This is a genomic window from Streptomyces spirodelae, assembly GCF_017676385.1.
Taxonomy (GTDB): domain Bacteria; phylum Actinomycetota; class Actinomycetes; order Streptomycetales; family Streptomycetaceae; genus Streptomyces; species Streptomyces spirodelae.
Window position 1 is genome coordinate 1 of the sequence record NZ_JAFFZN010000054.1, and the last position, 12,754, is coordinate 12,754.

Here is a 12,754-nt window from a genome sequence, read left to right on the forward strand (position 1 = left end):
GATTGAGGGCCATCTTGTCCTGACCTGCGCAGAGGGGCTTTGCCGCGTACAGGTACTCAGAAGTCGAGAATGGGCGACGCTTCCCTTGCGAGCTAGCGATGGCTGCAAAGGCGTGTGTTGCCGTACGCGTGACCGCTGAACCGCAGCACCTGACCAGAGTCTTGGTCTGGTGATCTGAGGCATGAGCGTCCACAATCTAGTGACATGGGGGACAACGGATTGTGGATTGCAACGCTGACAGGCTTCACGGCTGTGCTGGCGAGCTGGGTAACGAGCCGCGGGCACATTCGAGCGGCACAGATGCAAACTGAGGCTGCAGCAGCCACTCAAGACAAGGCACGTCAAGAGGAATTGCGACGGACGGCTTATCTTGCCTTTCTCGAGCAAGCTCACCTCATGGGCGATGAGTACCGCCATACTCCAACCATTCTGAGCATGGAAGACCAGCAGGAACGCAGCGAGCGCCTTTTGGAGCATCGGGTGCGCTTACGCGAAATCTATGGGGCATTCACTAAAAGCTGCGACACGGTGACACTCTATGGTCATACTAGTGCGATTCTAGATGCCTGCAATAATGTTTCTACCTTATCTACAACGGTTTACATGACTCTCGGAGAGATCGTAGAAGGAACACAGCCCGTAGCGGCCTTCACCCGAGCCGTTGACGACTACTGGTCAGCGGTCAGCAAATTCATCGATGCTGTTCGGCGAGACATATGAGCTTGCCGTCCCGCTGCCGGACTCAGGCTGGCGGCGTACTTTGACCGTTTGGATCTTCCAGATCGCTTGAGCCGGTGGGGAATGGATCGGCAGGTGGAGGCGACTTCCGCAGTATAGAAGGCAAGTTCAGGTACGTAAGTTTGACTAACTCCACAAACCGTTGCTCGCTCAATCTGTCATCGTGACGTAATTGCATCGCGCCGATTGTTCCGATGCCGAATAGGGAACCCACTACGACTATGGGGACCGCCCATGGAGAGGTCAGCCGACTAATGCCGATCATGGCGACTATGATTGCGATGATGGCAACAAGATAGAACGACCCACTCAACCAAGGGCCTCGACGCTGTGCTGTCGCGCCCTGATTCGCTTCTCGGTGTGCTTTCAAGACATCTTTGACGTTTGATCCTTTGATCTCACGCACACGACCACGACGGTCGATCCGCATCTGGCACCCTTCCAGACCGCAGACGCCCTGCTTATTACGATCAAGGGCTTGATCCTCGGCAGTGTCGCGGTTGAATGCGCCGGGCTGGTGATGGTGGCAGTAGCGCGGACTCTCTCGATCTTCGGGGCGTCGACGTCTCATGAGGTCATGCTGCCCAATCAACTGTCTCAGCGCTGGGTGAACGCCGAAAAGCTGGCTGGACTTCCGCGGAACTGTCGTGGGCGTCTCCTTGCCCTGGGCCTTGCCAGGGATCTTGATAAGCTGGGTTTTCTGCTGGCCAGGGGCGATGGGCGTGCGCCCGTTGATCGGCGTTGGCCGTCGTCGAGCGGCCTCGGACGACCCGCCGCCCCAACTGTGCCGCAATCGACTGCGCTGAGCACCTTCGGTAGGCCCCGCTAAACCTCGTTCGATGACAGTCAGCTACGACGGCTGGAACGCCTTCGACCAGAGGTAGCCACGATGGCCGGTCTGGTGACGACGGCGCCTACTCCTCCGGCTTGGGAATCAAGGGGCTGAGATTGGCCTCTGGCCTGCACGGTCAGATCGGCGGGCCATCACGGTTGGCTTCCATGTTGTTGTGGTTGACCGCTGCTGACCGTCCTGGCTTGCCTATGGCACGAGGACCTGTCGAACTGCGAGCGGGGCGGGGTGGTCGGCTTGGGGCCGGTGGCGGGACTTTGGCGGCTGGTGCGGGCTGCCTGCGGTTGCGGGGGCTGTACTTCGCTGCTGTACCGCAGAGGCATCCTCGTCCTGACCTCAGCCGGAGAAAGCCCGCCACGACGGCGGGACCGCCGAACGACAAGGCACGCGTATGCTCCGGGCGCCGACCACCACGCTCAGCCGAGCAGCATGGAAGAACGGATGTCGCGAGGCAAGGACGTCCGGAAGCATGCGGCTATGGACCACCCCGTCTACCGGGCGTGGTTGCTGCATGTCTCCGCCGTCCGAAGCTCCATGGTGTAAGCGCTGCTTTTTATCGGGACAACTGTCGCATTGCTATCCAATGCCACCTGTTGCGTTCACAGGTCCCTGGGCCTCCAACCTGCTGCATACAGTTCAAAAGCCGCGATGGCTCTTTGCAACCGTGGGCGTACTTCCTGATCTGCTATGGATTCCTTTACCTGCTCTACAGATGCCATGAGTTGCCCTTCTCCGCCAAAAATGGCAACCAGCGGATCCCACGCGAGGCGGTCTTCATAATTGACGACGACGCTGCCCAATGTGTTACTTCGGCACGAGGTAAGGGCGGTTTCGAGAAGGCGGGCGGCCACTGTTGGGCTGGTCGCGGAATCGATCGCGGGATTGCCTGACTCTCCGTCGCAGTCGACGGAATGAAAGATCGTCAGAAGCAAGCCCCTCTCGGAGCTTAAAGACTCTGCCGGTGCGGACTTGAGATAGTCGCGGAGATCGGCTCTGAGTTCCTCTTCCAGTTCCGGGCTAATGATGCGATCTCCGGAGCCTTCGTGTAGCCCTGCGATACTCAGAAACTGGAAGCGCGCGTATGGGCTCGGCGTGGCACTATATACCGTTTGCGCCACCAGGTCGGCATTATTTGGTTCGACGCGCTGCATCAGCTTACGGACTGGCCTGAGTGCCGTCCAATCACGACCGAAGTCAGTCATTCCCTTTGGCTCTTCGCTAAAGCGCGGAAGCAATCCAAGGAGAGCTTTCGCAACATTTGGAATGCTGTCGCTGTGGACTTTGTCTACGTGTGCGAGGAAACGGTCTAGTGCGTCTTCTAGATACTCATCCGGGATCGCTGAGAGCGCAGCCGTAAACGCCTGCTCATCGTCCGTACTGCAAGCGATCGAGTTGACCTGATTGGCTGGCGCAGTTCCTGCTGCCAGTTCCCGATGTAGGTAGTACCTCAATACAGCCGGATGGGCAACCCTGTTATCGCGTCGCCACGATTGGACTGAGTCGTCACCGTGCCATACGTTACTCGTGTGGAGCTGAGCAGCCGGAAAGAGGTAGCTAATGAGTGCTTGGCCCACTGCATCTGGGAGCTCAGATTTGATGGCAGATATCTTTTCAGCGTCTGCGGCGAGTGCGGCCTGGTTGGGTGAGCCAAATTGCCACTTGTGGACATCGGTCAGCGCTTCAACACTTTGTGCGATGAGTTCGTGTGCGGCTGGCTTCATAACGCGGAGTGCTTCCAGGGCTACGAGATCCGGGAGCGCGACCTCGTCGCCGGCAGATCGAAGCGCGAGACTGAGAGATGACAGGAATCTCTTGACCCCCCGGATTGTGTCAAAGAGCGGCCTGACGACTTGCCAGAACACGTCAGAGAAGCGATCGTCTCCGGGATCTGACGTTGGTATATCGTTGAGAACCTGAAGCATTCCAGTGCGGAGAACTGAGGCCAGAACCTCCTCTGTAGCTGGCGGCACCGCTATTGAGGTTTTTACGATCTTCTCCAAGTAGGCCGAACCATCGAGTCCTTCTTCGCCGAGGGCGTTTTCTACCACGCAACGGTCGAAACAGAGTAGGTACACGACGTTAGGGAATGACCCATTGAGCCTTACTAGTCTAAAGAGGTCTCGAACCTCGTGACGTGTGAGGCGGTCAATATCGTCGATGAGTACGACGATTCGCCCTTCCAGTCGACTCAGAGCGTCCGAGATTTCTATTCTCTGCTCATGGATGCTCGTGCTGAGAGCTTGAGCCATTTCCCCGGACGTTTTCTGGGCTGTCTCGATTATGGATGCCGCTCCGGGTACAAATTTGAGAGGCGATAGGGAGGCTGAATATTTGTTGAACTTGTCCGCGATGGCCGCGGTCGCATCCTTTATTCGTTGCTTCCTTGTTCTCTCGCTGCTCAGTTGCCGGGCCATCTCATCGAAAAAGAATCGGATCAAATGGTCAGTTCCGGAGAAGAACCAGGGATTAAACTCGACTACTTGAATGTTCGTTTGGTTGCTCAGTATTTCAGCAGTCAGGTTGAGAAGTGACGTCTTTCCGGTGCCCCATTTTCCGGTAATTGCTACGACTGCACCGCGTTCGGCGTTCATCGCTTGCAATTCGTCAGCCAATACGGTTGCCAGAAGTGACCGGTTCAGCAAGTCATCTTCGGCGTTGAGGATCGGGTCGTCGCCTGCGAAGAGGGAGGGGGTGGGGTTCGGCTCGGCCATGGAGTCCACCTGACTTGGGTAATTACCGAGGGGACACCCTATGCCGCAGCGGTGTGTCTGTCTGCGGGTTGGCGAATTTCGGTCTGTGCTGTGCGCTCTTGAGTGATGGAGCGGCTTTGAGGTCGAGCTGTTTTGACGAGTGATCACGGTCACGAAAGCTTCCGGCGCGTTTCGGGCAGCCTGGGGGCCTGCCCAGCGAAGCACAATGTGGGGGGCCAAGACCTGAGAGACTCGCCCTCAAGTGGCTACCTGCTGGGGTAGAGCCGAGTGCTGGGACACGACGTACTTCTCCCTTGATGCTATGCGGCTGATCGCATAGAGCGCGACGGGCGCTGGCAGGGGTGGAGCGGGGCGGAGACAGAAGTGCAGGCCCGGTCGGCGCCCGCGCCGCGCGCGGGGAGCGGAGCGAGCCGCCTTGAAGACGTGGAGAAAGTCTGAGCCACATCCGCTCAGAGGGGGTACGTCAGCTCCAAGTCGTTGCCGGGCAGGTGTAGCTCCTCCAGGGCGAGCGGTTGGCCGTCAGAGTTCCGTGTGACTCGGAGGAGTTGGAGGAGCGGGACGCCATCTGGTAGGCGCAGCGCTTCCGCTTGGTCTGGCAGCGGCATGCGGGTGCGGACGTGCTCGGTGAAGTGGAGTTCGTGGCCTAGGGCCGACAGAGCTCCGTAGAGCTCCGGCGCGGGTGGCGGGGGCTCTTCCTCGTACTTGGTGTCGACCAGTACGGAGAATGGCACGTATGTGCGGTGGAGCTGGCGGAAGGGGCTGCCCTCGGCGGTCTGGAGCACGTCGTAGGTGAACAGCGGCTCGCCCGGTGGCACGCGGAGTAGGTCCGCCAGGGCGACGGGGGCGTCCGTACGGGTGGCCGTGGGCTTTTCGGCGTTGGTCCAGCGGATGCCGTCCGCCTCGATGTAGCGGCCGTCCGGCTCGCGGCGTACTCCGCGTGGGCGGGTGAGGCTGGGGCGGCTGTGGGGGGAGCGGACGAAGCCGCCGCGGCCGGCCATGACTTCGACAAGCCCGGAGGCTCGTAGCTCTGCGATGCCCTGGCGCACGGTCGGGCGCGTGACGCTGAACTGCTTCGCCAGGGTTTCCTCCGACGGCAACGGCTGGCCCGACGGGTAGGTGCCGTCCATGATGCCGGCACGCAAGTAGTCCGCGATCTGGCGGTACTTGGGCTGTTTCTGCTGCTCGTGCGGCTTCTGCTTCGGCATCGGGTCTCCGGTTCTCGGGCTCGTCGTCAGCGCGTACAGCGTCTCTCATCCCAACACGGTTGACAACCCGTACTACGGGTGGTCACTCTGGACTCTCCGCAACCCGTAGTACGGGTTGTCAAGCAAGCTGGAGGAAGGGCCTTCGGCTGCGACAGACAAGGAGTTCAGATAGTGGTAGCTCTACCGATCGATACGGCGAAGTTCACGGGGATCATCTGCGCCGTTGCCCCAACGCCGCGCATCGCCAACCGGGAGACGGGACAGGTCCGGGTCGACCGGGACACCGGCCAGACCGTGTATCAGGTGGGCCTCTGCCTCATGTCCGGGCGGTCGGCCGATGTCGTCACGGTGAACGTGCCGGGGGAGCCGTCGGGCGTGCAGAACGGGGTGCCCGTTCAGGTCCGGGACCTGGTGGCCACGCCGTGGGAGAACGAGGGGCGGCACGGGGTCTCGTTCCGGGCGACCGAGATCAAGCCCCTGACGGCTCCGGCGGCCTCGTCCGCGTCCGGCTCGTCGGCGACGGCGTCCGGGAAGGGGGCCGGACAGTGATTGTCCCGGCCTCTGCGGACTCGGCGGGGTCCGCCTCGTCGAGCTGGGTGCTCGTGGTGGCCGCAGTGCTGGTGTCGGGTCTGCTTCTGGCGGGCCCGGCCCTGCGCCGGCGCTATCCGGTGGCCTGGTGGGTGTGCCTCGGGTTTCCGGTGGTGTGCATACGGGTCGTGCGGACCTGGCGGCCGTTGATGGCCGGTTGCGGGCTGGCGGTGAGCCGTAAGGCGGCGCTGATGGTCGTCTCCGGGCTCGTCGGCAATGGTTCCGCTCCGCCACAACCTCGGGTGCCTCACCGCGGACTCATACGGCCGACTCGGGGCGGCTTCTGGTTCCTCGTCCGGCTGCTGCCGGGGCAGGTGCCGGAGGACTTCGTCAAGGCGGCTCCTGCCATGGCGCACGACTGGGAAGTGCACGCGGTCCGCGTGACGACCTGGAAGCCCGGTCTCGTTCGGGTGGTGGCCTCGGCCAGTGATCCGCTCAAGGCGCCACAGATGCCCAAGCAGCGGGGTGCGGGGCGACTGCTGCGCGTTGCCGTCGGGGTGCTGGAGACCGGTGCTCAGTGGGTCATCGACCTGCGGCAGGTACCGCACTGGCTCATCGTGGGCGCCACCCGGTCCGGCAAGTCGACGCTGATCAATGCCCTCGTCGCGGGCCTCGCTCGGCAACCCGTCGCGCTGGTCGGTATCGACTGCAAGGGCGGGATGGAACTCTCGCTCTACGGCCCGCGGCTGTCCGCGCTGGCGACCAACCGGGCACAGGCGGTCAAGCTCCTGGGCGCGCTGGTCGACCTGACCTTGGACCGGATGACCGCCTGCCGCGCTGCACGGGTCCGGAACGTCTGGGGGCTGCCGGATGACGAACGGCCCGTGCCGATCGTCGTGATCGTGGACGAGCTGGCGGAGCTGTTCCTGGTCGCCAGCCGCAACGAGAAGGAAGAAGCACAAGCGGCGAGTACGGCGCTCATCCGGCTGGCGCAACTCGGTGCGGCGCTCGGCGTGTTCCTCGTCGTCGCCGGGCAGCGGGTCGGCTCGGATCTCGGACCGGGTGTTACGGCTCTCCGTGCTCAGCTCGCCGGCCGCGTCTGCCACCGGGTGGCCGACCCCGGTACCGCGGAAATGGCGCTCGGTGACCTCAACCCCGATGCGCTGCACGCGGCGCAGTCGATCACACCCGAACAGGCCGGTACGGCGGTGCTCGCCTCGGCCGACGGCTGGGACCGTGCCCGGTCCCACCTGGTCTCGGAAGCCGAGGCGGAGCGCGTGGCTGCCGAGTACGCGCACCTCACGCCCTACGTGCCGGAGCTGGTCACAGCAGGGGGAGGAACCTCGGCGGACGACGCTCCCCGCGTGCGGCTCGAACGACTCGACGGCGAAGAGAACGAGTGAGAGAGGGAGTGGATTCCCGTGATCGTTTCCGTATCGGCGGTGGTGCTGCTCGGCCTCCTGATCTGGTTCCTGCTGCGCATCCGGTACTTCCGGTGGGCCGAGGTGCTGATCTGTTCGACCTTCGGCTTTCTCCTGGCCGAGACAGGCGCCGGACCCATCGTTCAGGGGGTCCTGGACGGGCTCGGCGGACTCCTCAGCCAACTGAGCTGAAGGGAGGAGTCGCCCAAATGATCTCAATGAAAAACGGCTCCCGACGGGGCGCGAAGTCGCCAAACCCGACCCCGTCAGGAACCCACTCCATCCGCTACGTCAGCAGTGAAAGGAGCAGTCTCACTTTGTCCACTGCGCATCGATCGCGCAAACCGTCGCGCCGCCCCTGGTGCGACCTGAAGGACGACGCTCACCTGAAGTGCCAAGGTTCCGAACAGGTGGTCCTGGCCGACCGCGAGGGCGCTGAGCGGCGCGTCTGCCCTGCGCACGCAGCCTCGCTCTGGCTGACGGACCCGAGTCTGCGCTTCTCCGCGAAGACTCCGCCGGAAGCCATCGCCGCAGTGATGCGGCAAGCGTTCGGGGGTGGCCGATGACGGAGGCCAGTGAGGCAGTCGCGGCGCTTGTCGAGCGCGCCGGGAGGTCGGACTTCGACGGCTGGCGGCGGAGCGTCCTCCGCCTCGGCGGCTGCACCAACCCTGTTCACCTCGTCGGCTCCGCCGCGTACGTGGACGTTGCCACGGGGGCGGCGCTCCACTCGTACACCTCGGAAGCGCTCGGCGGTCGGCTCCTGGTCGCGTGCGGCAACCGCCGGGCGACGGTCTGTCCGACCTGCGCTCAGCTCTACCGGGCGGACACGTATCAGCTCATCCGGGCCGGGCTGGTCGGCGGTAAGGCGGTCGCGGAATCGGTGAGCGGGCACCCTCGGGTGTTCGCCACCCTCACCGCTCCGAGCTTCGGTCCCGTCCACTCGCGGCGGGAGCGGGGCGGCCGGGTGCTGGCCTGCCGTCCGCGGAAGGCGGGGGAGTGCTGTCCGCATGGCGCTCCGGTGGGGTGCCATACCCGTCATGCGGCAGACGATCCGCGACTCGGTGAGCCGCTGTGTCCGCGCTGCTACGACTACGCCGGCGCCGTGCTCTGGCAGGCGCAATCCGGCGAGCTGTGGCACCGCTTCACGCTGGAGCTGCGGCGGGTGCTGGCTCGGCGTGCAGGGCTGTCCCGTTCGACGCTGGCGGATGCGGTGCGGCTCTCGTACGCGAAGGTGGCGGAATACCAGCGGCGGGGCCTCGTGCACTTCCATGCCGTCGTCCGTCTCGACGGTCCCGACGGGCCGGGGGAGACGCCTCCTCGCTGGGCAACGTCGGGCCTCCTGGCGGACGCGGTGCGGGAAGCGGTCGGCCGGGTGCGGGTGGTCGCATACGGGGCCGACGTGGTCGGCTCGCGCGTCCTGCGCTTCGGCCGGCAGTTGGACATCCGTGCCGTTCCGGCGGCCGAGTCGGCGGACGGCCTGTCCTCGTCGGCGGTCGCGGGCTACATCGCCAAGTACGCCACCAAGGGGGCCGAGTCGGCCGGGGCCGTCGACGGGCGTATCCGGCACGGCAAGGACCTGGCCACGCTGCCCGTGCGGGATCACGTGCTTCGCATGATCGGCACGTGCTGGTGGCTCGGCGCACTGCCTTCCTTCGAAGAGCTGAGGTTGCGGCGCTGGGCACACATGCTCGGCTATCGGGGCCACTTCTCGACCAAGTCCCGCCACTACTCCACCACCCTCGGCGCGCTGCGCTCGGCCCGTGCGGAGCACCGTGCGCGCGAACAGCGGTCCGCGCTGGGCCTGGACGACCGGGATGTGGTCCTCGTCGGCCAGTGGCGGTACGCCGGGCGCGGCTACAGCCCGGAGGCCGCCCTGCTCGCGGCCTCGGTCCGGGAAGGCGGTGACGGACATGGCGGCTGATGAGCTGATGACCGTTCCGCAAGTTCTGGCCGAACTGGGCGGTGTCTCCCGGCGCACCTTCTACCGCTGGCGCGAGGTGGGACGTGGCCCTGCCTCGCTCAAGCTGCCGAACGGTGAGATCCGCGTCTGGCGCAGTGAATTCACTGCATGGCTCCGGCGTCGTGAGGAGGAGGTCGTATGAAGTCGCAAGACGTGCGGGTCTGGGAGATCCGGCGCAACAAGTCGAGCAAGCGGCCCTCCTACGAGGTGCGGTGGAAGGTGGCCGGGAAACCGTTCTCGAAGACGTTCCGCACCAAGGCGCTGGCCGACAGCTACCGGGCCGGCCTCGTCAAGGCGTCTCGGGCAGGGGAAGGGTTCGACACGGAGACCGGCCTGCCGGGCTCCTTGGTCGAAGCGGCCCCTTCCCTCACCTGGTACGAGTTCGCACTGAAGTACCTCGCGATGAAGTGGCCGCATGCGGCCCCCAACTCGCGCGACAGCATGAACGAGACGCTGACGCTGGTGAGCACGGTCCTCGTGGGCAAGAAGCCCGGTCGGCCTGCGGACGCGGTGCTGCGCAAGGCGCTGCGGGGCTGGGCATTCGTGCACGGGTCGAACGAGGGCAAGGAAGAACCACCGGCCAAGGTGAGCAACGCGCTCGCCTGGGTGGCCAAGGCATCGCTGCCGCTTGCCGACCTGAAGAATCCGGCTGTGATGCGCAGCGTTCTCAACGCGCTCACGCTGAAGCTGGACGGGACTCCGGCCGCGCCGGAGACGGTCCGGCGTAAGCGTGCCGTCCTGTCCAACGTCCTCCGGTACGCGGTCGAGATCGGAGAGTTGAGCGAGAATCCGGTGGCGTCAGTGCAGTGGAAGCCGCCGAAGCTCGCCAAAGAGGTGGACCGCCGGGTCGTGATCAATCCTGTACAGGCTCGTGAGCTGCTGACCGCGCTGTCGTACGTGGGCCTCTACAAGCGGGCGCGGGGGCGTCGAATGGTCGCGCTCTTCGCCTGCATGTACTACGGCGGACTGCGTCCGGCGGAAGCGGTCGGCCTCCGTATCCAGGACTGCGAACTGCCGGAGAAGGGATGGGGACGCTTCATCCTGCACAAGACGCGTCCCACGGTGGGGAAGCGGTGGACCGGAACGGGCAAGGTCCATGATCACCGTGGGCTCAAAAACCGTTCGGAGGACGAAGTCCGGCCGGTGCCGGTGCCGCCGCAACTCGTGCGCATCGTCCGCAAGCACGTGGCGGAGTTCGGCACGGCCGAAGACGGCCGGCTGTTCTTCAACGAGCGGGGCGGTGTCATCGGCTCGTCGTCGTACTCCCGTACCTGGGAGGAAGCGCGCGCCCTGGCCCTCACCCCGGAACAGGTTGCTTCACCGCTCGCCGGTACGCCGTACGACCTGCGGCACGCTGCCCTGTCCTCCTGGCTGAACGCCGGAGTCGATCCGGCCGAGGTCGCGGAGCGCGCGGGCAACAGCGTGGACGTGCTGCTGACCCGCTACGCGAAGTGCCTCGACGGTCGGCAGCACGTAGCCAACCAACGGATCGAAGCGCTCTGGGACGACGGTTCCGGCACCGAAGACACGAGCGAGACCGACTGACAATCGACTGAGAGCTGAACGGCTACCGTCAGGCCCCTGGGAACCATCCCGGGGGCCTTCTCACGCGTCGGCTCTGACCTGCGGAAACGGGACCGAAATCCATCCCGCGGATACGCCGCGACCACCGACAAACAGCGGCTCGCAGCCGCATCCGGCTGCGCAACGACAAACGCCCCGCAACCAGCATCCAACCTGGTCACAGGGCGTTTCAGCACTTCGTTCAAAGTACCCCCGGCAGGATTCGAACCTGCGCACACGGCTCCGGAGGCCGTTGCTCTATCCCCTGAGCTACGGGGGCGTGGCCGTCTTGGCGGCGACAGGTAGAACACTACCAGGTCACCGAGGGTGGAGAGGAACGGGTTGTGCGGGAGGGTGGGGGCGGGGTGGAAATGGGCAAAACCCGGACGCAGGTGGAGAGGCGCGCCTACGCTTCTGGATGTGCCAGGTATGTCCGGCCGGGTGCTTGTTGTGGACGACAGCAGCGTCATCCGGCAGTTGATCAGGGTCAACCTCGAGCTCGAGGGCTTCGAGGTGGTGACCGCCGTCGACGGTGCCGAGTGCCTGGACGTGGTGCATCGAGTTCGGCCCGATGTCGTGACGCTCGATGCGGTGATGCCGCGTCTGGACGGGGTGCGTACGGCGGAGCGGCTGCGGGCCGATCCGCGTACGCGGCACCTGCCGCTCGCGCTCGTGAGCGCGTGCACCGAGCTGGAGGGTGGGGGTGTGGTCGGCGGTGAGAGAGGCGTGGACGCGTTTCTCGGGAAACCGTTCGAGCCCTTGGACCTGGTGCGGATGGTGCGCCGCCTGATGCACGGGAGATCCGGCGGGGCGGGTGGAGACGGTGACGGTTCCGCGGGTGCCGCCGATGCCTTCGGTGTCGTCTCCGAGGTCGTCGAGCCGTAGAGCTAGCCGTGGCGCGGCACGTGAGGGTGGAGGGGGTCGCCGGTGAGCCGGAGTGGTTGAGGAGCCGGGGCGGGCTCGCCGTGAACACTCCGCTCTCGGTGCCGAGCGTCGTGCTTTTGCCGCACTGCGTGACCAGTACTGCCGTGACCGGCCGCGCCCGCGTCCAGGTGCCGAAACCGGCTCGCGCGTACCCACCCCACCTCCCATACGCTTGCTCTGTGACCCCCGCCCAGCTCTCCCGCGCCATCCGGCACACGCTGCCCCGTGTGCTCCCGGGTGGAGGCGCGGACGATCTCCGCGCCCGCATGCGCGTGGTCGTTGAGGCCCCGCCTCGGCGCGGTGACGGTGACTACGCGACCGGGGTCGCGTTCCAGGCCGCCGCGGCCTGTGGGCGTCCGGCGAGCGAGGTCGCGGAGGCGCTGGCCGCGCGGCTGGTGCGGGACGAGGAGGCGATCGCGGCCGCCGAGGTCGTCGGCGCCGGGTTCGTGAACGTCACGCTCACTCCCGCCGGGCGTACAGCGCTGCTGCGCACCCTCACCGAGTCCGCCCCGGGCGGTGTCGTCGCCGAGTGCGCCCTGGTTGGCCATGCGTCCGCCGAGTCCGCCTCCGTCGGCCACGGCTCCGCCGAGGCCGTATCCGCAGGCCACGGCTCCACCGAGCCCGCCGCGGGCGGCGCCCCCGCCGGGTCCGCCCCTCCCGTCGAAACCCTCGCACCCCTCGCCCGCCCCGCACCCCCCGCGCCCAGCGAAGCCCCCGCACCCCCAGCCCACCCCACCCCCACCGATCACCCCGCTCAGGACATCGCTCGGTGGGCGGAGGTGACCGGGGAGGATTCCGTGTTGCTGGCCGTGCGCACCGAGCGGTGCAGCTCGCTCTTCCGGGTGCAGTACGCG

The 12,754-nt window shown here is 65.4% G+C and carries 11 protein-coding genes, 1 tRNA gene and 1 pseudogene; 9 read left to right on the forward strand and 4 right to left on the reverse strand.

The genetic code is table 11. From position 1 onward, the window contains the following. The first annotated feature begins 204 nt into the window (after positions 1–204). Positions 205–720, forward strand: a complete 516-nt coding sequence (locus JW592_RS32060; protein ID WP_209268807.1) for a hypothetical protein — start codon at positions 205–207, stop codon at positions 718–720. Between the two features lie 22 nt (positions 721–742). On the opposite strand, the gene JW592_RS32065 is transcribed toward JW592_RS32060, so the two are convergent. From JW592_RS32065 to JW592_RS32075, 3 genes are all read right to left on the reverse strand, one after another. Then, a complete protein-coding gene (locus JW592_RS32065; protein ID WP_209268808.1) occupies positions 743–1,309 on the reverse strand; it encodes a hypothetical protein in 567 nt (188 codons plus the stop codon). Between the two features lie 878 nt (positions 1,310–2,187). Next, entirely contained in the window at positions 2,188–4,299 is a 2,112-nt protein-coding gene (locus JW592_RS32070) for a KAP family P-loop NTPase fold protein (protein ID WP_209268809.1), read from the reverse strand. A gap of 449 nt (positions 4,300–4,748) precedes the next feature. Beyond that, the gene (locus JW592_RS32075; RefSeq protein WP_209268810.1) at positions 4,749–5,504 is read right to left on the reverse strand and encodes a GntR family transcriptional regulator; all 756 of its coding nucleotides are present in this window, start codon (positions 5,502–5,504) and stop codon (positions 4,749–4,751) included. A gap of 171 nt (positions 5,505–5,675) precedes the next feature. On the opposite strand from JW592_RS32075, the gene JW592_RS32080 reads away from it, so the two are divergent. From JW592_RS32080 to JW592_RS32105, 6 genes are all read left to right on the forward strand, one after another. Next, a complete protein-coding gene (locus JW592_RS32080) occupies positions 5,676–6,053 on the forward strand; it encodes an SCO3933 family regulatory protein (protein ID WP_209268811.1) in 378 nt (125 codons plus the stop codon). Continuing rightward, a complete protein-coding gene (locus JW592_RS32085) occupies positions 6,050–7,435 on the forward strand; it encodes an FtsK/SpoIIIE domain-containing protein (protein ID WP_209268812.1) in 1,386 nt (461 codons plus the stop codon). Before JW592_RS32080 ends, JW592_RS32085 begins: the two co-directional genes overlap by 4 nt. A gap of 18 nt (positions 7,436–7,453) precedes the next feature. Continuing rightward, the gene (locus tag JW592_RS32090) at positions 7,454–7,645 is read left to right on the forward strand and encodes a hypothetical protein (protein WP_209268813.1); all 192 of its coding nucleotides are present in this window, start codon (positions 7,454–7,456) and stop codon (positions 7,643–7,645) included. Positions 7,646–8,015: 370 nt separating this feature from the next. Beyond that, entirely contained in the window at positions 8,016–9,374 is a 1,359-nt protein-coding gene (locus tag JW592_RS32095) for a replication initiator (protein ID WP_209268814.1), read from the forward strand. Then, complete coding sequence (locus JW592_RS32100; protein ID WP_019354601.1) at positions 9,364–9,555, forward strand: helix-turn-helix transcriptional regulator; 192 nt, start codon at positions 9,364–9,366, stop codon at positions 9,553–9,555. The genes JW592_RS32095 and JW592_RS32100 overlap by 11 nt, the downstream gene beginning before the upstream one ends. Next, positions 9,552–10,958 (forward strand): tyrosine-type recombinase/integrase, encoded by a 1,407-nt coding sequence (locus tag JW592_RS32105; protein WP_209268815.1) that lies wholly within the window; start codon positions 9,552–9,554, stop codon positions 10,956–10,958. The genes JW592_RS32100 and JW592_RS32105 overlap by 4 nt, the downstream gene beginning before the upstream one ends. 226 nt (positions 10,959–11,184) lie before the next feature. Here the strand turns inward: JW592_RS32105 and JW592_RS32110 are convergent. After that, a tRNA-Arg gene (locus JW592_RS32110) sits at positions 11,185–11,256 on the reverse strand. Positions 11,257–11,405: 149 nt separating this feature from the next. Between JW592_RS32110 and JW592_RS32115 the strand changes: the two genes are divergently transcribed. Both JW592_RS32115 and JW592_RS32120 read left to right on the forward strand, forming a co-directional pair. Beyond that, a complete protein-coding gene (locus JW592_RS32115; protein ID WP_209268816.1) occupies positions 11,406–11,861 on the forward strand; it encodes a response regulator in 456 nt (151 codons plus the stop codon). A gap of 218 nt (positions 11,862–12,079) precedes the next feature. Beyond that, positions 12,080–12,754: pseudogene (locus JW592_RS32120) on the forward strand (hypothetical protein); the annotation flags it as partial.